The following is a 21,834-nucleotide window of genomic DNA, read 5'->3' as shown; positions in this document are numbered from 1 at the left end:
GGGATTCCGCGGTGTCGGTGGCGTGGGGCACCATGGCCGCATGGCACGTACTCCGATTGACCACCCGGGTGAGCTGGCCGCCGAGGAGCCGATCCGGCTGCTGGCCGTCCGGGATGCGCCGCTGTCGCTCGACGAGGTCTTCCGGGCCGTGGCGGACGACGCCGCCGGCGGCACCGCGCTGTTCGTCGGGACCGTACGGGACCACGACAGAGGCGCGGACGTGGCCGCGCTGTCGTACTCCAGCCACCCCTCCGCCGAGGCGGAGCTGCGGCGGGTGGCGGAGAAGGTCGTCGCCGAGTTCCCCGTACGCGCCCTGGCGGCCGTGCACCGCGTCGGCGACCTGGCCGTCGGCGACCTCGCGGTGGTCGTCGCCGTGTCCTGCCCGCACCGGGCGGAGGCCTTCGCGGCCTGCCGGAAGCTGATCGACGACCTCAAGCACGAGGTGCCCATCTGGAAGCACCAGACGTTCTCCGACGGCCAGGAGGAGTGGGTCGGCGCCTAGGCGGTGCCCGACCGACCGGAACCGGACTTCCGGTTGCGTAACCGAGCCCCTGGCGTGAGCGTTGTCGGAGCGGCGGGTTAGTCTGCTGATCAGTCAGTTGTGGTCGCGCAATGGGGTCGGGAGGTCGGCATGGCATCGCTTGCCTGGTTGCTTATTCCGCTTCTGGCGGCTGTCGGTGCCGGACTGTGGGCGCTTCTGGCCCACCGCAACCGCGAGAGCGGGAAGACCGGCGACATCAGTGAGCTGAACGGCTACGCGGCGTTCCGCAAGGCGATGGAGAAGACGCACTCACGCACCGACGCCGTCTGACACCGCGGTCCCCGCGCCCTGTGGGGACCGCCGGGCGACAGCGCCGCGTGCGTCCTCGGCGGACAGCCAGGTGCGCCCTGGCCCTGCCCGTGCGGTGTGCCCCGGCCCCGCCCGTGCGGATCCCGTACGGACCGGCCCCGGGGGTGCCCTCACAGGACTGTCCCGTACTGTCGTTCCATGCCACGCCGTACCGCCACGATGCTCGCCTCCACGTTGATGCTGATCGCGTTGCTCTGCGCCGGAGTGCTCATCACAGTGCCGTACTCGGAGATGTCCCCGGGACCGACGGTGAACACCCTGGGCGACCACGACGGCGAGCCGGTGCTGCAGATCTCGGGCCGCAAGACGTACCCGACGAGCGGCCACCTGAACATGACGACCGTCCGCGTCACCAGCGCCGACTACAAGATGAACCTCGCGGAGGCCGTCTACGGCTGGCTCGCGCACGACAACATCGTCGTGCCGCACGAGACGCTCTACCCGGACGGCAAGACCGAGCAGGAGTCGTCCCGGGAGAACGCCGAGGAGTTCAGCCAGTCCCAGGGGAGCGCGAAGGTCGCCGCCCTGCGGCAACTGGACATCCCGGTGAAGTCCCAGGTGGTCGTCGGCACCGTCTTCAAGGACAGCCCCGCCGAGGGCCGGCTGCACGCGGGCGACGTGATCAGGAGCGTGGACGGCAGGGCGGTGAGGAAGACCACCGACGTCGCGAAGCTCGTCACCCGGCACGAGCCCGGTGAGGACGTCACGTTCACCGTCGTGCCGGTCAAGGAGGCCGCCGCCGCCGAGAAGGCGGGCAAGGAGCCGACGCGGGCCGAGGACGTCACGATCAAGACCGGCACGTCCGACGACGAGGGGCGCAAGAGGGCGGTCGTCGGCATCCAGGCCGGGACCGACCACACCTTCCCCTTCACCATCGACATCAAGCTCGCCGACGTGGGCGGTCCCAGCGCGGGCCTGATGTTCGCCCTCGGCATCGTCGACAAGCTCACGCCGGGCGACCTCACCGGCGGGAAGTTCGTGGCGGGCACCGGCACCATCGAGGAGGACGGCACGGTCGGCCCGATCGGCGGCATCGAGATGAAGACCGTGGGCGCGCGCGACAAGGGCGCGGAGTACTTCCTGACACCCAAGGCCAACTGCGCCGCCGCCGCGAGCGACGTCCCCGACGGCCTCACCCTGGTCAAGGTGGACACCATCGGCGACGCCGTGAAGTCCCTCAACAAGATCCGCAAGGGCGACACGGCCGGCCTGCCGACCTGCGGCTGACACCGGTATCGCCCCCCGGGGGGCGGGGCAGCGGCAGCAAGCCGCGGAAACGCCCGTGGCCGGGGCGGTCGACACCGGCCCCGGCCACGCGCACGTCCTGGAAGCGGTAGCCCCCGGTTACGCAGAATTACTCACGGTCGCTGTCGGCTACTCCGCGAACGTCGCCGACAGCGCCTCGGCCAGACCCGGCACCAGGTCCGAGCCGGTCAGGACCTCCGTCGGCGAGTCCTTCTCGCGCAGCCGCAGGGCCGACTCGCGCGCGCCGTCACGCAGCACCGCGACCGTCATGCGCACCTCCTGGCGCTCGGGGTGCCGGGCCACCCACGCCGCGAGGTCCTTCTCGCTCAGGTCCTGCGGAACGGACGCCTCCGCGGACGGCGGCAGCATCAGGCGCTCCACCGTGAGGGCGCAGCCCGCCACGGAGTCGGGCCAGGCGATGGTGCCGAGGAACTCGTCGAGCGCCGCCCCGGCGGGCAGCTCCTCCTGCTCAATGGGGGTCAGGGGAGCCGCGGAGCCGTCGTCGGCGAGGCCCAGGCGGTCGGCCAGGCCCGGCTCCTGGCTGCGCAGGCGCGCGGTGTCGACGAGGGCGAAGAGCCGTGCGGGCTGGTCCCAGCCGAGCGTCCCGACATAGTCGTCGATTTCGAGCACGGCGCGGGTGAGGGGGCTCGCGGCCATCGGAGGGCCGGAGGGGGAAACGTTGGGCATGCCCAATATCCTGCCTGGTTCAGACCCCGGAACGGGAACTGAGTAAAGCATCGGTAAGTTGCATAGGTGGGCTCTACGATCGCGGGGGCCTGTTCCAGCCACAGCTACAGCTACAGCGAACTTCGAGGTGCGCACCTTGGCTTTCCAGATGCCGGACCGCGGCGGAGGCCCGACGGGGCCACGGATCAGAGTGGGCCGACCGTCCCGTCGCGTCCGGACCCTGCTCATGACGCTGGGCGTCCTGGCCGTGCTGGCCATGGCGTTCGTCATGTTCGCGGGGTTCTGGACGGACTGGCTGTGGTACCGCTCGGTCCACTACTCATCGGTCTTCACGACGACCCTATGGACCAAGATCGGCCTGTTCTTCGTCTTCGGACTGCTGATGGCGGCCGCGGTCGGGGTGAACATCTGGCTGGCCCACCGGCTGCGCCCGCCGCTGAGCGCCATGTCGATGGAGCAGCAGAGCCTCGACCGCTACCGCATGGCGATCGCGCCGTACAAGAAGTGGATCCTCATCGGCGTCACGGCGCTGGTCGGCCTCATCGCGGGCGCCTCCGCCGCGGGCCAGTGGCGCACCTGGCTGATGTGGGTCAACGGCGTGTCCTTCGGCCAGAAGGACCCCCAGTTCCACCTGGACGTGGCGTTCTTCGCCTTCGACCTGCCCTGGTACCGCTTCCTGCTCGGCTTCGGCTTCGCGGCCACGGTCCTGTCGGTGATCGCCGCCGCGCTGACGCACTACCTGTACGGCGGGCTGCGCATCACCAGCCCCGGCGGGCGGGCCACGGCCGCGGCGACGGGCCACCTGTCGGTGCTCATCGGCGTCTTCGTGGCGCTGAAGGCCGTCGCGTACTGGCTCGACCGGTACGGCCTCGCGGTGAAGTCGAGCGACTTCAAGGCGACGGACAACTGGACGGGTCTGCGGTACGTCGACGCCAACGCCTATCTGCCGGCGAAGACGATCCTGTTCTGCATCGCCGTCATCTGCGCGCTGCTGTTCTTCGCCACGCTGTGGCGGCGGACCTGGCAGCTCCCCGTCATCGGCTTCGGCCTGATGGTGCTCTCCGCCATCCTGATCGGCGGGCTGTACCCGGCCATCGTCCAGAAGTTCCAGGTCCAGCCGAACGAGCAGGCCAAGGAAGCCCCGTACATCGCCAAGAACATCAAGGCGACCCGGGAGGCCTACGGCATCAAGGACGTGAAGCCGGAGAGCTACGACGGCACCGGCACGGTCTCCGAGAACGCCCAGCAGAAGCGTGACGCCGCCGACGCCGCGGCCAGCTACCGCCTGAACGACCCGAACATCGTCTCGCCGACCTTCCAGCAGCTCGAGCAGAAGCGCGAGTACTACCAGTTCCCGATGACGCTGGACGTCGACCGGTACAAGGGCCAGGACACCGTCATCGGCCTGCGCGAGCTGAACCTCGACAAGCTCGACAAGCGCAACTGGATCAACGACCACTTCGTCTACACCCACGGCTACGGCGCGGTCGCCGCCAAGGGCACGGAGACGGGCAAGGGCTCCAAGGGCGAGCCCGCGTTCACCGAGCGGGGCCTGCCCACCAACGGCTCGCTCGGGGACTACGAGCAGCGGATCTACTACGGCGAGAAGACCAAGTCGTACGCGATCGTCGGCGGGCCGCAGAAGGAGCTCGACTACGAGCAGTCCGGCCGCCAGGAGACGTACAGCTACGAGGGCAGGAGCGGCGTCGACCTGTCCAACCCGGTCAACAGGGCGGCGTACGCGATCACGTTGAGCGAGCCGCAGATCCTGTACTCGGGCGCGATCGGCGACGGCTCGCGGCTGCTGTACAACCGCACCCCCAAGGAGCGCGTCGAGGCCGTCGCGCCCTGGCTGACCATCGACGGCGACGCGTACCCGACGGTCGTCGGCGGGCGCGTCCAGTGGGTCGTCGACGCCTACACGACGGTCAACAACTACCCGTACTCGTCGTGGACGACGCTCGGTGACACCACGGCCGACTCGCTGTCGGACAAGGACAGCCAGCGCGCGGTGATCGCCCAGCAGAACCGCGTCAACTACATCCGCAACTCGGTGAAGGCCACCGTCGACGCGTACGACGGCACGGTGAAGCTGTACACGTGGGACGAGAAGGACCCCGTCCTGAAGACGTGGAAGAAGGCCTTCCCGGGCACCGTCAAGGACCGGGGCGACATCCCGCGGGACCTGATGGACCACCTGCGCTACCCGCAGGACCTGTTCAAGGTGCAGCGGCAGCTCCTGACGAAGTACCACGTCACCGATCCGGGCCCGTTCTACAACGGCAGTGACGCCTGGCAGGTGCCGAACGACCCGGCCAAGCAGCAGAACAGCGCGGTCCCGCCGTACTACCTGTCGATGAAGACGCCGGGGCAGGACCAGCAGCAGTTCTCCCTGACGACGACGTTCACACCCAGCAAGCGGCCCAACCTCAGCGCCTTCCTCGCGGTGGACGCGGACGCGAGCAGCAAGGACTACGGCAAGTTCACGCTGCTGAGAGTCAACAAGGGCGACCCCTACGGACCCGAGCAGGTCCAGAACAAACTGGTCTCGCTGCCCGAAGTGGGCAACTTCATCAGGGACATGAAGGGCGCGGCGTCCGACGTGCTCTACGGCAATCTGATGACGGTGCCCTTGAAGAACGGGTTCCTGTACGTCGAGCCCATGTACGTCCAAGGACGTAAGTCGCCCTACCCACAGCTCAAGAAGGTGGCCGTCTCCTACGGCTCGGAGAACGTCTTCGCGGACAGCCTGGGACAGGCGCTCGACAAGCTCTTCCGGACCCAGGGCGACACGCCCGTCGAGCCACCGGACGAACCGGGCGACGGCGACAAGGAGAAGCCCGACAAGGACAAGCCGCCGGCCTCGGACAACCCCGACCTCCAAGAGGCCATCGACGACGCGCAGAAGGCGATCGACGAAGGCAAGGAAGCCCTCAAGAACGACGACTGGGAGGCCTACGGCAAGGCCCAGGAGAAGCTCCAGGACGCCCTGGAGCGCGCGGAGGAAGCCCAGTCCAAGCCGTCGGAGAAGGACGGGAAGCCGCAAAAGCCCGACGGGAACGACCAGGGCGGCGACGGCGGCGGCTGACCGCCGGCCGCGCGGGGGCCGACGGCGGGCGGCTCCCGCCCCGCGCCGTGATACGGTGACGTACACAACGGCGCGGGGTGGAGCAGCTCGGTAGCTCGCTGGGCTCATAACCCAGAGGTCGCAGGTTCAAATCCTGTCCCCGCTACTCATGACGAAGGCCCGGATCCTCCAGCAGGATCCGGGCCTTCGGCATGTCCGGGTGCCGCCCGCGTGGACTGTGCCGGGGGCTCGTGCCAGTGGTGTGGGGTTCGTGCGAAGAGTGCTCCGCGCGGGGGGAGTTGAGGAAAGCTGTGTTTCACTTATCTCTCTGTGGGCATGTCGACAAAACGCTGAAGTGACCTCACTGGCTGCGGTATACCAGGTGTACCCAGGTTGCAGGTGGTGCGACGATGGACGTTATGGGGGACAAGGCAACTCTGTTGGAGACTGGGCGTTTCGTACCGTCGTCCGACCGGGAGGATCCCGGGGCGGTGGCGGAGGAGATGCGGCACCGGGCCGCGGCCGAGGCCGGGGACGTGGACGCCATGAGCGTCCTGGGCAGCCTGCTCCTGCGCCGCGGTGACCTCGACGGTGCCGAATCCTTGCTGCGCGCGGCGACCGCCGCCGGTGACCGCGCCGCGGCCAACAACCTGGGTGTCCTCCTGCACCAGCGCGGCTACGTCGAGGAGGCGGCCGGCTGGTGGCGGATCGCCGCCGTCGCGGGTTCGGCCGCGGCGGCGCACGCGCTCGGCCGCCACCACCGCGAGCGCGGTGACGAGCCCGCCGCCGAGTACTGGCTGCGCCAGGCCGCCGAACAGGGCCACACCCTGGGCGCGTACGCCCTCGCCGACCTCCTGGAGCACCGCGGCGACGCCGGGGCCGAGCGCTGGATGCGCGCCGCCGCCGAGCGCGGCCACCGCGAGGCGGCGTACCGCCTGGCGCGGGCCCTTGACCGGCGCGCGGAGCAGGAGGGCCCCGGTGACGGCGAGACGCGCGCCCCCCGCGGCGCCCGCCCCGGACGGGACACGCGCCCCGAAGGCGACCGCTCTCTGGTGGAGCAGGCCGAGCAGTGGTACCGCCAGGCCGCCGCGCGCGGGCACCGGCGCGCGGCCCTGCACCTCGGCGCCATCCTGGAGAAGCGCGGCGAGCTCAAGGAGGCCGGGCGCTGGTACCTGACCTCCGCCAAGGACGGCGAGGCCAAGGCCGCCTGCGCCCTGGGCTTCCTGCTGCGCGACGCGGGCGACGAGACGAACGCCGCCGTGTGGTGGCTCAAGGCCGCCCAGGACGGCGACGGCAACGCGGCCAACGCCCTCGGCGCGCTGCACGCCGAGCGCGGCGAGACCCAGACCGCCGAGCGCTGGTACCGCGCGGCCCTGGACGCGGGCGACGTGAACGGCGCGTACAACCTCGGCCTGCTCTGCGCCGAGCAGAAGCGCACCGCGCAGGCCGACCAGTGGTACCGCCGCGCCGCCTACGCCGGGCACCGCGAGGCCGCCAACGCGCTCGCCGTGCTGCTGCTCCAGGGCGGCGACGCGGCCGGCGCCGAGCCGTGGTTCTCCAAGGCGGCCGAGGCGGGCAGCGTGGACGCCGCGTTCAACCTCGGCATCCTGTACGCGAGCCGGGGCGACGACGCGGAGGCGCTGCGCTGGTACGAGCGCGCCGCGGCGGCGGGCCACACCGAGGCCGCGCTCCAGGTCGGCACGGCGCGCCTGCGCGAGGGCGACGAGCTGGAGGCCGAGAGGCACCTGCGGCGCGCGGTGGGCGCGGGCAGCGCGGAGGCCGCCTACCGGCTCGGCACCGTGCTCGACGCGCGCCGCCCGGCCGCGGCGGCGCACGCGCTCGGCGAGCCGGTGGCGCGCAAGTCGGAGTGCGAGGAGTGGTACGAGCGCGCGGCACAGCAGGGGCACCGCCGGGCCCAGGTGCGGGTCGGCATGCTCGCCGCCGGGCGCGGCGACGTGGTCGAGGCCGCGCGGTGGTACCGCCTCGCGGCGGAGGCCGGGAGCCGGAACGGCGCGTTCAACCTGGGGCTCCTGCTCGCCCGCGAGGGCAGCGAGCCGGAGGCCGCGCTGTGGTGGACGCGCGCCGCGGACGCCGGGCACGGCCGGGCGGCGCTGCGCGGAGCCCTGCTCTACGCCCGCCGCGGTCAGCTCGCGGAGGGCCAGCGCTGGGCCGCGCGGGCCGTGGACCTCGGCCCGGCGGAGGTCGCCGAGCGGGCGGCGCGGCTCGGCGAGGCCCTGCGCCAGGAACTCACGGCGTAGGGCGGGCCGGGCGGCGCGGTTCGGCCGTGTCCGTCCCTGGCGGGTCGGCCGCGTTCGCCCCTGGTGGGCCCGCTGCGTCCGCCTCTGGTGGGTCGGCCGGGTCCGCCGTGCCCACCCCCGGCGGGTCCGCGACACCCGCCCTGGTGGGCCCTCGGCGCCGCCCGGGAAGCGATTTGCGCTGGTCGTGGGCGTGGCGTACTGTTGGGTTCACCGACGCGGGGTGGAGCAGCTCGGTAGCTCGCTGGGCTCATAACCCAGAGGTCGCAGGTTCAAATCCTGTCCCCGCTACCAAGAGACCGGGGCCGGATCCTTCACAGGGTCCGGCCCCGGTCGTCGTTGTGGTCGCTGTACGCGACGGCCACGGACGGCGGCACACGAAGAGGGGCCCGGCACACCGAGTGTGCCGGGCCCCTCTTCATTCCGTCTCAGCGCACGGCATCGCCTACGAGGCGCACGACGGGCACACGCCCCGGTACGTGACCTCCACGTCCGAGATCGTGAAGCCGAAGCGCTCCGAGTCCGGCAGCGTCGCGAGCGGGTTGCCCGTCGGGTGGACGTCGCGGATCGCGCCGCACCGGGAGCAGACCAGGTGCTGGTGCGGCCGGTGGGCGTTCGGGTCGTACCGCTTGGCTCTGCGGTCCGTGGAGACCTCGATGATCTCGCCCAGCGACACCAGCTCGCCCAGCGTGTTGTAGACGGTCGCCCGGGAGATCTCCGGCAGCTTCACGACGGCGCGCGCGTGCACCTCGTCCGCCGTCAGGTGCGTGTGATCCCCATCGAGAACCTCGGCCACGACGCGCCGCTGTGCGGTCATCCGCCAGCCGCGTCCGCGCAGTCGTTCCAACAGGTCGCTCATGAATCCAGCCTAACAGCCAGGGGACCAGGTCCCGAACGAGTGTGACTTTGGATGCTTGCTTGACTTAGACAGTGTCTAGTGTAGGATCGAGTTCGGCAAACGCCGCGGGACAGGATTTGCAGCAGAAGACGCAGGAGGCGCACGTGACGCAGGGACCCCTCACCACCGAGGCCGGAGCGCCGGTCGCCGACAACCAGAACAGCGAGACCGCGGGCGCCGGTGGTCCCGTGCTGGTCCAGGACCAGCACCTCCTGGAGAAGCTGGCGCACTTCAACCGCGAGCGCATCCCGGAGCGCATCGTGCACGCCCGGGGCGCGGGCGCGTACGGCACGTTCACGGTGACGGCCGACGTGACCCCTTACACGCGGGCCAAGTTCCTCTCCGAGATAGGCAAGGAGACCGAGGTCTTCCTGCGCTTCTCCACCGTCGCGGGGAACCTGGGCGCGGCCGACGCGGTGCGCGACCCGCGCGGCTTCGCGCTGAAGTTCTACACCGAGGAGGGCAACTACGACCTCGTCGGGAACAACACCCCGGTCTTCTTCATCAAGGACGCCATCAAGTTCCCGGACTTCATCCACACCCAGAAGCGCGACCCGTACACGGGCTCCCAGGAGGCCGACAACGTGTGGGACTTCTGGGGCCTGAGCCCGGAGTCCACGCACCAGGTGACCTGGCTCTTCGGTGACCGCGGCATCCCGGCGTCGTACCGCCACATGGACGGCTTCGGCTCGCACACCTTCCAGTGGGCGAACGAGGCGGGCGAGGCCTTCTGGGTCAAGTACCACTTCAAGACCGACCAGGGGATCAAGAACCTGACCGCCCAGGAGGCGGAGATCCTGGCGGGCAAGGACCCCGACTCGCACCAGCGCGACCTGCGGCAGGCGATCGAGCGCGGCGAGTTCCCGTCCTGGACCGTGCAGGTGCAGATCATGCCGGCGGCCGAGGCGGCGAACTACCGTTTCAACCCGTTCGACCTCACCAAGGTGTGGCCGCACGCGGACTACCCGCCGATCACGATCGGCAAGCTGGAGCTCAACCGCAACCCGGAGAACATCTTCGCCGAGGTCGAGCAGGCGATCTTCTCGCCCGCGCACTTCGTCCCCGGCATCGGCCCGTCGCCGGACAAGATGCTCCAGGGCCGCCTCTTCGCGTACGGCGACGCCCACCGCTACCGCGTCGGCATCAACGCCGACCACCTCCCGGTCAACCGCCCGCACGCCACCGAGGCCCGTACGCACGGCCGTGACGGCGTCATGTACGACGGCCGCCACAAGGGCGCGAAGAACTACGAGCCCAACTCCTTCGGCGGCCCCTTCCAGACGGACCGGCCGCTGTGGGCACCGACCCCGGTCACCGGCGTCACCGGGAACTTCGAGGCCCCCACGCACGCCGAGGACAACGACTTCGTCCAGGCGGGCAACCTCTACCGGCTGATGACGGAGGACGAGAAGACCCGTCTGATCGAGAACCTGGCGGGCAGCATCGCGGGCGTCTCCCGCGACGACATCGCCGAGCGCGCGATCAACAACTTCCGTCAGGCGGACGGAGACTTCGGCAAGCGCCTGGAGGCCGCTGTCCAGGCCCTGCGCGGCTGACACCCAGGCCCTCGCCGAACGAAGACGGGCCGGACCCCCTCGGGGGCCCGGCCCGTTCGCCGTGCTCAGGCCACCGGGGCGGGGCGTCGGCTCGGCGCCCAGCAGCGGATGATGTCGCGCACCGACACGATGCCCACGGGCTCGCCGCCGTCGAGCACGATGAGGTGCCGGAAGCCGCCGTGCGTCATGGCCTGGGCCGCGTCCTCCAGGGTCCAGACCGGCCCGGCGAAGACGACGTCGGTCGTCGTGTGCCCGCCCGCGGTCTCCCGGTCCGGGTCCTGGCCACGTCCCAGGGAGGTCAGGATGTCGCGCTCGGTCAGGATGCCGATGCCGGTGTCGTCGGGGTCGAAGACGACCGCGGCGCCGACGCGGCGCGCCGCCATCAGCCGGGCGGCCTGACGGAGGGTGTGCGTGGGGCCGATGGTGAGGACCAACGTGCTCATTGCGTCACGGACGAGCATGGGCGTGAGCCACCTCCTTGGTGTCTCCTTTGCCTCGGGCATGCCGGGGGCTGGGAACGGCATTGCCAAGAGAAAGGATTCACAAGTTCACAAGTGGGGGGACTCTCAGAGTCGCAGCGAAGCGAGGCGCCAACAAGGGGGCGGAGGCGCGCAGTTCGCCGGCCCTCCTCCCGCCGGGGCGCACGCGGGAGCAGGCCCCTTCCCGGGCGCGGGGGGCGTGCGGGAGGGCGGCGCTCGGGTACGTCGGGGTCGGTGCGGGCCGCGTACCGCGGGCGGCGTGTGTGGCCATCGCGTGTGCGGTGGTGCGTGTGCGGTGGTGCGTGCGCGGTGCTCGGTGCGCACCGCGCCCGGCGCACGGGACACGGCGGGGCACGGCATGCGATGCGTACGGCGCGCGGCGCGTGGTGTGTACGGGTGGGCGGTACGGGGTGCGTACGGCACGCGGTGTACCCGGCGCATGGCGCACCGCACGCGCGGCTCCATGCGGGCGGCACTCGGGCGTACGGCGCAGGGCGCACAGCACGTGGTGCGTACGGCCGACGGTACGCGGCACGCGGTACGCCCCAGCACACCGCGCGCGGTACGCCCCGGAACGCGCGCGGCACGTGGTGCGTACGGCACGCGGCAGGCGGTACGCGGCTCACGAAGCGCACGGCGCGCGGCGCGTTGTACGTGGTGCACAGGGCGGGCGGCACGCGGTGCCACGGCACTTCGCGCGCGACACGGTCGCGCCTGGCGTGGTCGCACGCCGCGAGCCCAGGTGGCGGGCGCCGGGGGCGTGCGCCCCGCGGTCAGCGGCCCGTCAAGTACGCGAGCATCTCGTCGTGGAGCAGGCCGTTCGACGCCGCCGCGTTGCCGCTGTGGGGGCCGGGCGTGCCGTCGAGGCCGGTGAAGCGGCCGCCCGCCTCCGTCACCACGATCGCGTTCGCCGCCATGTCCCACAGGGACAGCTCCGGCTCCGCGCACAGGTCCACCGAGCCCTCGGCGACCATCATGTACGGCCAGAAATCGCCGTACCCGCGGGTGCGCCAGCAGGCGCGCGTGAGGTCGAGGAAGCCGTCGAGGCGGCCCTGCTCCTCCCAGCCGCTGAGCGAGGAGTAGGCGAACGACGCGTCCTGGAGCCGGGCCACCTTGGACACCTGGAGCCGGGTGGCGGAGGTCAGGCTGCGGCCGGTGAACGCGCCGCTGCCCTTCGCCGCCCACCAGCGACGGCCGAGCGCGGGCGCGGAGACGACGCCGACCACCGGCTGGTAGCCGCCCTCGCCCGCCTCCATCAGGGAGATGAGCGTGGCCCAGACCGGGACGCCGCGGACGTAGTTCTTCGTGCCGTCGATCGGGTCGACGACCCAGCGGCGCGGGCCCGTGCCCTCGATGCCGTACTCCTCCCCGAGGATCGCGTCACGCGGCCGGGCGCGCTGGAGCTGGCCGCGGACCAGTTCCTCGGCGGCCTTGTCGGCCTCGCTCACCGGCGTCATGTCCGGCTTGGTCTCCACCTGGAGGTCGAGCGCCTTGAACCGGCCCATGGTCGCGGCGTCGGCGGCGTCCGCGAGGACGTGGGCGAGACGCAGGTCATCGTGGTAGTCGGGCATGGGTGAACAGTATCGATCCCGTTTCGCGCGAGCCACAACGCGTAGCGGGCGCCGCGCGCCGGACCCCTTGACAGTGCTCCGCGGCGCGTCAACTCTGACGAGCAGAACCGCATGGGCCGCAGCGGCCCTGGGCAGCCGGAGGCGACGATGCCTGCAGCGCGGGAATCTCTGCTCGACGCGGCGTACACCGCTCTGGCCCGCAGGCCGTGGGCCGGTGTGCGGATGGTCGACGTGGCGGCGGTGGCCGGGGTGTCCCGGCAGACGCTCTACAACGAGTTCGGCAGCAAGGACGGCCTCGCCCGGGCCCTGCTGCGCCGCGAGACGGACACCTATCTGCGGGGCGTCGAGCGGGCCCTGGCGCAGGCGCGGGACCCGGTGGACCGGCTCGCCGCGGTGAGCGCGTGGACCATCGGCGCGGCGCGGGACAACGTCCTGGTGCGGGCGGTCCTCACCGGCTTCTGGAGCGAGCGGCTGCCCGCGCCGAGCAGGGCCGCGGTGTCCAGCTCCCCGGTGCCCGCACAGCGGCGCGCCGACGCGGGCGTGCCGAGCCCGGGCGAACTGCTCACCCAGGTACGGGACCGGGCGATGGCCGCGCTGACCGAGCGCGGCCGCCCCTCGGAGACGGAGGAGCTGGCCCGGGCCTGCGAGAGCGCGGTGCGCGTCGCGCTGTCGTACGTCGTGGCGCCCGCGGCCCGGGAGGAGGACTCGGCGCAGCTCGTCCGGCGTGTCGTCGTCCGCAGCCTGGGCGGACCGGCCCCGGCGGGAGGCCGTTAGCCGCGGTCGTCCCGGCCCTGGCGAGAGGCCGTCAGCCGCGGTCGTCCCGGCCCGGCGGGGGAGCGCGGCGGACCGGACTCGGCTGCCGACTGCGGACTGCGGACTGCGGACTGCCTCAGTGGGCCGAGCCCGAGAGCTGGAGGCCGATGACGCCGACGATCACCAGCGAGATCGAGACGATCTTGAGAGTGGAGACCAGGTCGCCGAGGAAGATCATGCCGTAGATGGCCGTGCCCGCGGCGCCGATGCCCGTCCACACCGCGTACGCCGGGCCCACGTCCAGCTTCTTGAGGGCCAGCGTGAGCAGGCCGAAGCTGCCGAGCGCGAAGCAGGCGAAGGCGATGGTGGGCCAGATCCGGGTGAAGCCGTGCGACAACTTCAGGCAGACCGCGAAGCCCGTCTCGAGGATCCCGGCGACGATGACCAGCAGCCACGCCATGGTTGCGCCTCCCGCATGCTTACGATCCGTGACCGCTTCGCCAGAGCTTGGCAGAATCTTGGTGCGATTATGCCCTTACCTCGCCGCCCGGGGTGTAAACAGCGCGAAGATCGGGTCACCCTCAGGGGAGCCCGCCGCGAACAGCCTTGCGGCGAGGGGGGTCGGTCACCCGTCAGTCACCCTCGTGCCGCTCCCGTGTCGCGAGCAGCCGGCGCAGCGAGTAGAGCCGGGCCGGGTCCGCGTGCCCCTCGGCGACCCACGCGTCCAGCGCGCAGTCCGGCTCGTCGTGGCTGCACGCGCGCGGGCAGTTCGCGGTGCCGGGCTCCAGGTCGGGGAAGGCGTGGATGACCCGTGAGGGGTCCACGTGGTGCAGGCCGAAGGAGCGCACGCCCGGGGTGTCGATGACCCAGCCCGCGTCGCCGGACAGGGGCAGCGCGAGCGCGGAGGTGGTGGTGTGGCGGCCGCGGCCCGTGACCGCGTTGACATGGCCGGTGCTGCGCCGCCGGTCCTCGGGCACCAGCGCGTTGACCAGGGTCGTCTTGCCGACGCCGGAGTGCCCGACGAACGCGGTGACCTTGCCGTCCAGTTCGGCGCGCACGCGCTCCACCGCCTCGCCGCTCTCCAGTTCGGCGCGGCTGGTGACCACGTAGGGGATGTCCAGGTCGCCGTACAGCTCCAGGAGCTTGTCCGGCGGGGCCAGGTCGGACTTGGTCAGCACGAGCAGCGGCGTGAGCCCGCCGTCGTACGCCGCGACCAGGCAGCGGTCGATCAGGCGCGGGCGCGGCTCGGGGTCGGCGAGGGCGGTGACGACGGCGAGCTGGTCGGCGTTGGCGACGACCACGCGCTCGTACGGGTCGTCGTCGTCGGCGGTGCGGCGCAGCACCGAGGTGCGCCCGGCGATGCGGACGATGCGGGCGAGGGTGTCCTTCTGGCCGGACAGGTCGCCGACCAGGGCGACGCGGTCGCCGACCACCGCGGCCTTGCGGCCCAGCTCGCGGGCCTTCATGGCCATCACGATGCGGTCCCCGACCAGGCAGGTCAGGCGGCCCCGGTCGACGGTGAGGACCATGCCGTCGGCGGCGTCCTCGTGCTTGGGGCGGATGTTCGTACGGGGACGGTTGCCCTTGCGGTTGGGGCGGACCCGGACGTCGTCCTCGTCGGTGTGCTTGCCGTAGCGGCGCATGGTTCCAGTCCGCCCGTCAGTTCCCCAGCATCCCGGTCCACAGGTCGGGGAAGTCGGGCAGCGTCTTCGCCGTCGTCGCGACGTTCTCGATCTGTACGCCCGGCACGGCGAGGCCGATGATCGCGCCCGCCGTGGCCATGCGGTGGTCGTCGTAGGTGTGGAAGACCCCGCCGTGCAGCGGGCGCGGGCGGATGTGCAGGCCGTCGGCGGTCTCCGTGACGTCACCGCCCAGTTCGTTGATCTCCTTGGTGAGCGCGGCCAGCCGGTCCGTCTCGTGCAGGCGCAGGTGGGCGACGCCGCGCAGGGTGGACGGCGAGTCGGCGAGGGCCGCGACCGCCGCGATGCCCGGGGTCAGCTCGCCGACCTCGCCGAGGTCGGCGTCGATGCCGTGCACCCGGCCCGAGCCGGTGAACGTCAGGCCGTGCTCGGTCAGTTCGCAGGAGCCGCCCATCTCGGTGAAGAGCTGCCGCAGCGCGTCACCGGGCTGGGTGGTGCGCGTGGGCCAGTCGGGGATGGTCACGCGGCCGCCGGTGACCAGGGCCGCGGCCAGGAACGGCTGGGCGTTCGACAGGTCCGGCTCGACCGTCAGGTCCCGGCCGAGCAGGGCGCCCGGCGTGACCCGCCAGACGTTCGGCTCGCCGCCCGACTCGGGGGTGTCGACCTGGGCGCCGGCGGAGCGCAGCATGTCGACGGTCATGCGGATGTGCGGCATGGACGGCAGGGCGCTGCCCACGTGCCGCACCTCGACGCCCTGGTTGAAGCGCGGGCCGGAGAGCAGCAGGGCGCTCACGAACTGGGACGAGGACGAGGCGTCGATCTCGACCTGGCCGCCGTCCAGGGCGCCGCCGCCGTGCACGGTCAGCGGCAGCGCGCCGCGGCTGTCGTCGTCCACGCGGGCGCCGAGGACGCGCAGCGCGTCGATCACGCCGTGCAGCGGGCGCTCGTAGGAGCGGGGGTCGCCGTCGAAGCGGATGGGGCCGTCGGCGAGCGCGGCGACCGGCGGCAGGAAGCGCATCACCGTGCCCGCGTTGCCCACGTCGACCGTGGCCGGGCCGTGCAGGCCCGACGGGATGACGCGCCAGAACTCGCCGGTGCCGTCCGGGCCCACGCCCTCCTCGATGCCGACGCCCATGGCGCGCAGCGCGGCCGCCATCAGCAGGGTGTCGCGGGACCGCAGCGGGCGGCGCAGCCAGCCGGGCTCGGCGGCCAGGGCGGCGAGGACGAGGCCACGGTTGGTGACCGACTTCGAGCCCGGCACGTGGACCGTCGCGGCGACGGCTCCGCTCGCGTGCGGGGCTGGCCAGAGGGCGGTGTGCGTCGGGTTCACGGTCATGCCCCTCACTTTAGTGGCTGACGACGACCGCAGAACTTGATCAAAAGTGGTGAAATCCAGGCGAAACAGAGAAGTGATAGGGGGCGACCCCGGTCGGCCCCGCCGGCCCCGCCAGTCCTGGGTGCCGGGTCAGGCCGTGAGCAGCCAGCGGCCGCCGCCTATCAGCGAGCACAGCGACACGACGTGGAAGAGGAACAGCCACATCCCGGCCGGGACGTGCGTCAGCCGGGACAACTGGTCCGCGTCGGAGTCCCCGGCGCCGCCGTGCCGCCGCTTCGTCTGGAGCTCGAAGGCCGGCCGTACGCCGCCCAGGAGCAGGAACCACACCACCGTGTACGCGAAGGCGGCCTGTACGTCGGTACTGGCCAGCCAGGAGACCACCAGGAAGGCGCCGCCCGCCAGGACCATGGTGAGCGCCCCGTACGCGTTGCGGATCATCACCAGCATCGCGGCGAGCAGGGCCGTCGCGAGCCACAGGAACGCAGTGATGTGCCCCGCGGAGAGCAGGGCCGCGCCGCCGAGGCCGAGCAGCGGGGGAGCGGTGTAGCCCGCGGCGGCGGTGAGGACCATGCCCAGGCCGGTGGGCTTGCCGCGGCTGACGGTCAGGCCGCTGGTGTCGGAGTGCAGCCGGATGCCGTCCAGGCGGCGGCCGGTGAGCAGCGCGACCAGGCCGTGGCCGCCCTCGTGGGCGATCGTGACGGCGTTGCGGGCCACGCGCCACACGCGGTGCGGGAGCACGGCGGCCAGCGCGGCGACGGCCGTGGCGATCACCAGCCACCGGTCGGGCGCCGCCTGGGTGCCGACGACGCGGTCCCACAGGTCGCTCAGGCTGGCGGAGGCGGAGGTGTGCATTACTGGATCGGCTCCCTGTCGTCGGCCCCGGCGTGGCAGTGTGGCACGTATGTGCGGACGGTATGCATCGAGTCGTGGCCCCGAGGATCTCGCCGGGATCTTCGAGGTCGAGAAGTGGGAGCCGGAAGAGGCTCTGGAGCCCGACTACAACGTCGCTCCCACCAAGGAGGTCTACGCCGTCCTCGACCGTCCCCTGAAAGACGCCGAGGACCCGCGTCCGGTTCGCCAGCTCCGCAAGCTGAAGTGGGGGCTCGTGCCGTCCTGGGCGAAGACGCCGGACGGCGGCGCGCGGATGATCAACGCGCGCGCCGAGACCGTGCACGAGAAGCCGTCCTACCGCCGGGCCTTCGCCGCGCGGCGCTGCATCCTGCCCGCCGACGGCTATTACGAGTGGGTGACCGGCAGCGCCGAGCGGCAACTGGAGGTCGAGGGGAAGAAGAAGCGGCCCCGCAAGCAGCCGTACTTCGTGCTGCCCGCCGACGGCTCGGTGTTCGCCATGGCCGGTCTGTACGAGTTCTGGCGCGACCGCACGCTGCCCGACGAGCACCCGCTGGCCTGGTGGGTGACCTGCTCGGTGATCACCACGGAGGCCGAGACCACCTCGCTCGCCGACGCCCCCGAGAACGGGCCGCGCTCCCTCGCGGACATCCATCCGCGGATGCCGCTGATGCTGACGCCCGACCGCTGGGACGCCTGGCTCGACCCGGCGCGCACCGAGGTGGAGGAGGTGCGGCCCCTGCTGGAGCCGCCGCCCGCCGGACTCCTGCGGGCCTACCCCGTCTCGACGGCCGTCAGCAACGTCCGCAACAACGGGCCGGACCTGCTGAAGGAACTGGACGGGCCGGAGGAGGGCACGCTCTTCTGACGGGGAGCGGACGTTCCCGTCTTCCGGCCGGGGCGGGCGCCCCCGTCCCGTGTGGACGCCCCGTGGACCGGAACCGGGCGCTCCCTTCTAGGGCACACTCTCTGGCGTGACGCACAGTGAGACGCACAGCGACATCGCCGGGACGGCAGGGACGGCAGGGACGGTAGGGACTACCGGGACCGCCGGGACGACCGAGACGGTCGACACCGACGCCGGAGTGGCCCGGATCACCTGGCACCCGGCGGCCGAGCCACGCCTCGTGCTCGCCCTCGGCCACGGCGCCGGTGGCGGCATCGAGGCCCGGGACCTGCGGGCACTGGCCGCCGAGCTGCCCGCGCACGGCGTGACCGTGGCGCTGGTCGAGCAGCCCTGGCGCGTCGCGGGGAAGAAGGTGGCGCCCGCGCCCACGACCCTCGACACCGGCTGGCGCGGCCTCTGGCCCGCCCTCGCGCGGCCCGGCCTGCCCGTGGTCGCGGGCGGGCGCAGCGCCGGGGCCCGCGTCGCCTGCCGCACCGCCGCCGAACTCGGCGCCGCCGCCGTCCTGGCGCTCAGCTTCCCGCTGCACCCGCCGGGCAAGCCGGAGAAGTCCCGCGCGCACGAACTGCTCGGGGCCGGGGTGCCCGCCCTCGTCGTCCAGGGCGGCAACGACCCCTTCGGCAGGCCCGCCGAGTTCCCGCAGAGCGACGCGTACGAACTCGTCGAGGTCCCCTTCGGCGACCACTCCTTCGCCGTGCCCAAGCGCGCGGACATCGGCCAGGACGAGGCAGTGAGGCGGATCACGGACGCCGTCGCCGCCTGGACGGGCCGGGTGGGAATGGGGGCCGCGTGACGGCTGTTGTCGTGCACATACAGCACACAGCGTTCGTAGACGAGGGAGTCCGCCGCATGGGATCGATCACCTGCCCGCCCGTCTCCCACCACCACCCTTCCAAGGACGGGCTGGCCCCGGCGGCTTCCGGTTCCGGCTCCGGCGGTGCTGACCTGGAGTGGAGCGTGCTGAGCGCGCCCAAGGGGGCCCCGATTCGAGCGGCGCGCAAAGCGGGTCGTCGTCTATCCTCCGAAACCAGTGGGACCGCTTTCGGCCCCACCACGTCGTTGGAGGAGGTGGGTCCGGTCACTGGGACCGACGCAGGCACTGAGCACGGTCACTCCGAGGAGCCGGAGCAGCCGGAGGAGACGGCCGCGGAGCGCACGGCCCGCTTCGAGCGGGACGCGTTGATGTTCCTCGACCAGATGTACTCCGCGGCGCTCCGCATGACGCGCAATCCCGCGGACGCGGAGGACCTGGTCCAGGAGACCTACGCGAAGGCGTACGCGTCGTTCCACCAGTTCCGCGAGGGCACCAACCTCAAGGCGTGGCTGTACCGCATCCTCACCAACACCTTCATCAACTCGTACCGCAAGAAGCAGCGGGAGCCGCAGCGCAGCGCCGCCGAGGAGATCGAGGACTGGCAGCTCGCGCGCGCCGAGTCGCACATGTCGACCGGTCTGCGCTCGGCGGAGTCCCAGGCGCTCGACCACCTGCCGGACTCCGACGTGAAGAACGCGCTGCAGGCGATCCCGGAGGAATTCCGCATCGCCGTCTATCTCGCGGATGTCGAGGGCTTTGCGTACAAGGAGATCGCCGACATCATGGGTACACCCATCGGTACGGTGATGTCCCGCCTTCACCGCGGCCGCCGCCAGCTCCGCGGCATGCTGGAGGACTACGCGCGTGACCGCGGCCTGGTCCCGGCCGGTGCCGGAGACTCGAACGAAGCGAAAGGCTCGGGCTCATGAGCTGCGGAGAGCCGCACGAGACTGACTGCAGTGAAGTCCTGGACCATCTCTACGAGTTCCTCGACCACGAGATGCCGGACAGCGACTGCACCAAGTTCGAGACGCACTTCGAGGAGTGCTCTCCGTGCCTGGAGAAGTACGGCCTCGAACAGGCGGTGAAGAAGCTGGTCAAGCGCTGCTGCGGCCAGGACGACGTGCCCGCCGACCTGCGGGCCAAGGTCATGGGCCGGATCGAGCTGATCCGCTCCGGACAGCTCGGTCCCGACCAGGACGTGGACCTCGCTCCCGGTTCCTGAGCAACGGCCGGGGCCCGCTCCCTGGCCGCCGCCCTGCCTCCGGGCGTCCCGGCCGCCCCCTCCTCCGGGGCGGCCGTGCCGACCGCGCGCGAGCCGTCGGCTGAACGTTTCTCTCCCTTTCCGCCGGGGTTTCTCACTCGAAGGTGCGAATTCGCGGCTGTGAGCGCTGGCGCCCCGTGGGCCCGTTCTAGTCTCCCGACCTGAATCAGGGCCGCGTCAGGGCCGGACCGGGCCGGAAGGGGCCCGGCCGGGGCGGACCGGGAGGAGAGGCCTTATGCGCTCGGTGCCGGCGGGGGCCCGCGGCTACGTCCTGTGCGCCGCGCTCGGGGCCGCCGGCTGCGCGGCGCCCGCCTTCGCCCCCGGCACGGCGTGGAACGCCGTCGCGTTACTCGCCCTCCTGTACGCCGCCGGGGAGCGGGCCGTGGCCCGGGGCGGCCGGGCCGTACCCGCCTTCCAGCCCGTGCTGCTCGCCGGGGTGTTCCTGCTGCCGCCCGCGGCGGCCGCGCTCGTCGCCGTCCCCGGGGCGCTGCTCGGCCACGTCGAGCGGCACCCGCGGTGGCCGCGCCGGATCTGGCGGGCCGCCCAACTCGCCCTCGCCGCCTGGGCGGCCGGGCAGGCGCACGCCGCGCTCGGCGGGGCCGCGGCGACGGCGGCACCCGGCTTCCCGTACGTGCTGCTGCCCGCCGCGGCCGCCGTACTCTGCTTCGCCGCCACGCTCACCGTCCTCGACGGCGGCATCCTGGTCGCGGCCGAGCGGGTGCCGCCCCGGCGCGCCTGGCGCGGGCTGCTGCCCGGCTCGCTCGTGCCCGCCGCCGTGCACGGGCTCGCGGGCCTGATGATGGCGGTCCTGTGGAGCAGCCCCTACGGCCCGCCCGCCGCGCTGCTCGTGCTGCTGCCGATGGGCGTCTCCTGCTGGGTGTTCGGCCAGTACCACCGCGAGCGCGCCGCCCACCGGGCCACCATCCGCGCGCTGGTGCAGGCCGTCGACATCAAGGACCGCTACACCCGGGGGCACAGCGAACGCGTCGGCCGCGCCTCCGTGCTGATCGCCCGGGAGCTGGGCATGGACGACGACCGCGTGGAACTCCTCCGCTTCGCCGGCATCCTGCACGACGTGGGCAAGCTCGGCGTCCCCACCCGGCTGCTACGCAAGGAAGGCCCGCTGACCCCGCAGGAGCGGCGCGTCCTTGAGCTGCACCCCGAGTACGGCCACGAGATGGTGCGGGGCATCGGCTTCCTCGGGGAGGCGCGCGCGGCGATCCTGCACCACCACGAGCGGATCGACGGCAGCGGCTATCCGTACGGGCTCAAGGGGCACCAGATCCCCGAGTGCGCCCGGGTGGTGGCCGTCGCCGACGCCTTCGACGCCATGACGTCGACCCGCTCCTACCGCCGCGCCCGCCCCGTCGCGGCCGCCGTCGCCGAACTGCGGCGGTGCGCCGGGACCCAGTTCGACGCGGCGATGGTCGGCGCGCTCGCCCGGGCGCTCGACCGGTGCGGGTGGGACGCGGAGGTGACGGCCGGCGGAAACGTCACGGCGGCACCTGTCTCGACCCCGCCAGGCCCGACGCCACCCGCCCCGACCGCACCCGGCCCGGCCTCACCCGACCGTGCCGCGCCCGGCCGGGCGGTGCCCGGCCCGACGGCTCCCCGGCGTAACGCGGACGACCGGGGCGCGGCCGCCCGGGACTCGGACGACCGGGGC

The 21,834-nt window shown here is 72.3% G+C and carries 20 protein-coding genes and 2 tRNA genes; 14 read left to right on the top strand and 8 right to left on the bottom strand.

The features are described 5' to 3' along the window. The first annotated feature begins 40 nt into the window (after positions 1 to 40). The 3 genes from IE330_RS28175 to IE330_RS28165 all read left to right on the top strand — a co-directional run bounded on the left by IE330_RS28175 (position 41) and on the right by IE330_RS28165 (position 2,077). The gene (locus tag IE330_RS28175) at positions 41 to 502 is read left to right on the top strand and encodes a molybdenum cofactor biosynthesis protein MoaE (protein ID WP_190138962.1); all 462 of its coding nucleotides are present in this window, start codon (positions 41 to 43) and stop codon (positions 500 to 502) included. Positions 503 to 631: 129 nt separating this feature from the next. After that, positions 632 to 811: a hypothetical protein gene (locus tag IE330_RS28170; RefSeq protein WP_190138961.1), complete on the top strand. Its 180-nt coding sequence runs from the start codon at positions 632 to 634 to the stop codon at positions 809 to 811. Between the two features lie 177 nt (positions 812 to 988). Continuing rightward, positions 989 to 2,077, top strand: a complete 1,089-nt coding sequence (locus IE330_RS28165; RefSeq protein ID WP_190138960.1) for a YlbL family protein — start codon at positions 989 to 991, stop codon at positions 2,075 to 2,077. 147 nt (positions 2,078 to 2,224) lie between these two features. On the opposite strand, the gene IE330_RS28160 is transcribed toward IE330_RS28165, so the two are convergent. Further along, entirely contained in the window at positions 2,225 to 2,782 is a 558-nt protein-coding gene (locus tag IE330_RS28160; RefSeq protein WP_268257354.1) for a PPA1309 family protein, read from the bottom strand. 148 nt (positions 2,783 to 2,930) lie between these two features. Between IE330_RS28160 and IE330_RS28155 the strand changes: the two genes are divergently transcribed. The 4 genes from IE330_RS28155 (at position 2,931) to IE330_RS28140 (ending at position 8,398) form a co-directional block, all read left to right on the top strand. Next, the gene (locus tag IE330_RS28155; protein ID WP_190138969.1) at positions 2,931 to 5,870 is read left to right on the top strand and encodes a UPF0182 family membrane protein; all 2,940 of its coding nucleotides are present in this window, start codon (positions 2,931 to 2,933) and stop codon (positions 5,868 to 5,870) included. 71 nt (positions 5,871 to 5,941) lie between these two features. Further along, positions 5,942 to 6,015 (top strand) — tRNA-Met (locus tag IE330_RS28150). 244 nt (positions 6,016 to 6,259) lie between these two features. Continuing rightward, positions 6,260 to 8,107, top strand: a complete 1,848-nt coding sequence (locus IE330_RS28145) for a tetratricopeptide repeat protein (protein WP_190138958.1) — start codon at positions 6,260 to 6,262, stop codon at positions 8,105 to 8,107. A gap of 214 nt (positions 8,108 to 8,321) precedes the next feature. Then, positions 8,322 to 8,398 (top strand) — tRNA-Met (locus IE330_RS28140). A gap of 151 nt (positions 8,399 to 8,549) precedes the next feature. On the opposite strand, the gene IE330_RS28135 is transcribed toward IE330_RS28140, so the two are convergent. Then, positions 8,550 to 8,963: a Fur family transcriptional regulator gene (locus tag IE330_RS28135; RefSeq protein WP_190138957.1), complete on the bottom strand. Its 414-nt coding sequence runs from the start codon at positions 8,961 to 8,963 to the stop codon at positions 8,550 to 8,552. 143 nt (positions 8,964 to 9,106) lie between these two features. Here IE330_RS28135 and IE330_RS28130 point away from each other — a divergent pair, with 143 nt between their 5' ends. Next, entirely contained in the window at positions 9,107 to 10,558 is a 1,452-nt protein-coding gene (locus tag IE330_RS28130; RefSeq protein WP_190138956.1) for a catalase, read from the top strand. Between the two features lie 65 nt (positions 10,559 to 10,623). Here IE330_RS28130 and IE330_RS28125 read toward each other — a convergent pair whose 3' ends face one another. Both IE330_RS28125 and hisN read right to left on the bottom strand, forming a co-directional pair. Further along, the gene (locus IE330_RS28125; RefSeq protein WP_190138955.1) at positions 10,624 to 11,019 is read right to left on the bottom strand and encodes a CBS domain-containing protein; all 396 of its coding nucleotides are present in this window, start codon (positions 11,017 to 11,019) and stop codon (positions 10,624 to 10,626) included. A 791-nt stretch (positions 11,020 to 11,810) separates the two neighbouring features. Next, positions 11,811 to 12,608 carry a histidinol-phosphatase gene (gene hisN / locus IE330_RS28120; protein ID WP_190138954.1) on the bottom strand — a complete coding sequence of 266 codons (798 nt, stop codon included), beginning with the start codon at positions 12,606 to 12,608 and terminating at the stop codon, positions 11,811 to 11,813. A 147-nt stretch (positions 12,609 to 12,755) separates the two neighbouring features. On the opposite strand from hisN, the gene IE330_RS28115 reads away from it, so the two are divergent. Further along, complete coding sequence (locus tag IE330_RS28115) at positions 12,756 to 13,382, top strand: TetR/AcrR family transcriptional regulator (RefSeq protein ID WP_190138953.1); 627 nt, start codon at positions 12,756 to 12,758, stop codon at positions 13,380 to 13,382. Between the two features lie 115 nt (positions 13,383 to 13,497). Here IE330_RS28115 and IE330_RS28110 read toward each other — a convergent pair whose 3' ends face one another. The 4 genes from IE330_RS28110 to IE330_RS28095 form a co-directional block, all read right to left on the bottom strand. Next, on the bottom strand, positions 13,498 to 13,821 hold the full coding sequence (locus IE330_RS28110; protein WP_190138952.1) for a DMT family transporter: 324 nt from the start codon (positions 13,819 to 13,821) through the stop codon (positions 13,498 to 13,500). A 172-nt stretch (positions 13,822 to 13,993) separates the two neighbouring features. Continuing rightward, entirely contained in the window at positions 13,994 to 15,004 is a 1,011-nt protein-coding gene (gene rsgA / locus IE330_RS28105) for a ribosome small subunit-dependent GTPase A (protein WP_190138951.1), read from the bottom strand. Between the two features lie 16 nt (positions 15,005 to 15,020). After that, entirely contained in the window at positions 15,021 to 16,337 is a 1,317-nt protein-coding gene (gene aroA, locus IE330_RS28100) for a 3-phosphoshikimate 1-carboxyvinyltransferase (protein WP_190138950.1), read from the bottom strand. A gap of 129 nt (positions 16,338 to 16,466) precedes the next feature. After that, positions 16,467 to 17,189: a M50 family metallopeptidase gene (locus IE330_RS28095; protein WP_190138949.1), complete on the bottom strand. Its 723-nt coding sequence runs from the start codon at positions 17,187 to 17,189 to the stop codon at positions 16,467 to 16,469. A 49-nt stretch (positions 17,190 to 17,238) separates the two neighbouring features. Between IE330_RS28095 and IE330_RS28090 the strand changes: the two genes are divergently transcribed. From IE330_RS28090 to IE330_RS28070, 5 genes are all read left to right on the top strand, one after another. After that, positions 17,239 to 18,054: an SOS response-associated peptidase gene (locus tag IE330_RS28090; RefSeq protein WP_190138948.1), complete on the top strand. Its 816-nt coding sequence runs from the start codon at positions 17,239 to 17,241 to the stop codon at positions 18,052 to 18,054. 133 nt (positions 18,055 to 18,187) lie between these two features. Next, positions 18,188 to 18,883: an alpha/beta hydrolase family protein gene (locus tag IE330_RS28085; RefSeq protein WP_190138968.1), complete on the top strand. Its 696-nt coding sequence runs from the start codon at positions 18,188 to 18,190 to the stop codon at positions 18,881 to 18,883. A gap of 275 nt (positions 18,884 to 19,158) precedes the next feature. Further along, on the top strand, positions 19,159 to 19,833 hold the full coding sequence (locus IE330_RS28080; RefSeq protein WP_190138947.1) for a sigma-70 family RNA polymerase sigma factor: 675 nt from the start codon (positions 19,159 to 19,161) through the stop codon (positions 19,831 to 19,833). Further along, positions 19,830 to 20,129: a mycothiol system anti-sigma-R factor gene (rsrA, locus tag IE330_RS28075; RefSeq protein ID WP_190138946.1), complete on the top strand. Its 300-nt coding sequence runs from the start codon at positions 19,830 to 19,832 to the stop codon at positions 20,127 to 20,129. Before IE330_RS28080 ends, rsrA begins: the two co-directional genes overlap by 4 nt. A gap of 274 nt (positions 20,130 to 20,403) precedes the next feature. Further along, on the top strand, positions 20,404 to 21,834 hold a 1,431-nt coding region (locus tag IE330_RS28070; RefSeq protein WP_190138945.1), incomplete at its 3' end, for an HD-GYP domain-containing protein.

The organism is Streptomyces longispororuber (assembly GCF_014656095.1).
Classification (GTDB): domain Bacteria; phylum Actinomycetota; class Actinomycetes; order Streptomycetales; family Streptomycetaceae; genus Streptomyces; species Streptomyces longispororuber.
Note: the sequence above shows the minus strand (reverse complement) of the source record. Positions and strands in the feature narration are given on the sequence as shown.

Bases quoted from the DNA above. Each gene is read 5' to 3' on its own strand.
- IE330_RS28090 (WP_190138948.1), top strand. From the start codon at position 17,239: ATGTGCGGACGGTATGCATCGAGTCGTGGCCCCGAGGATCTCGCCGGG.
- IE330_RS28145 (WP_190138958.1), top strand. From the start codon at position 6,260: ATGGACGTTATGGGGGACAAGGCAACTCTGTTGGAGACTGGGCGTTTC.
- IE330_RS28170 (WP_190138961.1), top strand. From the start codon at position 632: ATGGCATCGCTTGCCTGGTTGCTTATTCCGCTTCTGGCGGCTGTCGGT.
- IE330_RS28115 (WP_190138953.1), top strand. From the start codon at position 12,756: ATGCCTGCAGCGCGGGAATCTCTGCTCGACGCGGCGTACACCGCTCTG.
- IE330_RS28160 (WP_268257354.1), bottom strand. From the start codon at position 2,782: ATGCCCAACGTTTCCCCCTCCGGCCCTCCGATGGCCGCGAGCCCCCTC.
- rsrA (WP_190138946.1), top strand. From the start codon at position 19,830: ATGAGCTGCGGAGAGCCGCACGAGACTGACTGCAGTGAAGTCCTGGAC.
- IE330_RS28125 (WP_190138955.1), bottom strand. From the start codon at position 11,019: ATGCTCGTCCGTGACGCAATGAGCACGTTGGTCCTCACCATCGGCCCC.
- rsgA (WP_190138951.1), bottom strand. From the start codon at position 15,004: ATGCGCCGCTACGGCAAGCACACCGACGAGGACGACGTCCGGGTCCGC.
- IE330_RS28135 (WP_190138957.1), bottom strand. From the start codon at position 8,963: ATGAGCGACCTGTTGGAACGACTGCGCGGACGCGGCTGGCGGATGACC.
- IE330_RS28155 (WP_190138969.1), top strand. From the start codon at position 2,931: ATGCCGGACCGCGGCGGAGGCCCGACGGGGCCACGGATCAGAGTGGGC.
- aroA (WP_190138950.1), bottom strand. From the start codon at position 16,337: ATGACCGTGAACCCGACGCACACCGCCCTCTGGCCAGCCCCGCACGCG.
- IE330_RS28165 (WP_190138960.1), top strand. From the start codon at position 989: ATGCCACGCCGTACCGCCACGATGCTCGCCTCCACGTTGATGCTGATC.
- IE330_RS28110 (WP_190138952.1), bottom strand. From the start codon at position 13,821: ATGGCGTGGCTGCTGGTCATCGTCGCCGGGATCCTCGAGACGGGCTTC.
- IE330_RS28095 (WP_190138949.1), bottom strand. From the start codon at position 17,189: ATGCACACCTCCGCCTCCGCCAGCCTGAGCGACCTGTGGGACCGCGTC.
- IE330_RS28175 (WP_190138962.1), top strand. From the start codon at position 41: ATGGCACGTACTCCGATTGACCACCCGGGTGAGCTGGCCGCCGAGGAG.
- hisN (WP_190138954.1), bottom strand. From the start codon at position 12,608: ATGCCCGACTACCACGATGACCTGCGTCTCGCCCACGTCCTCGCGGAC.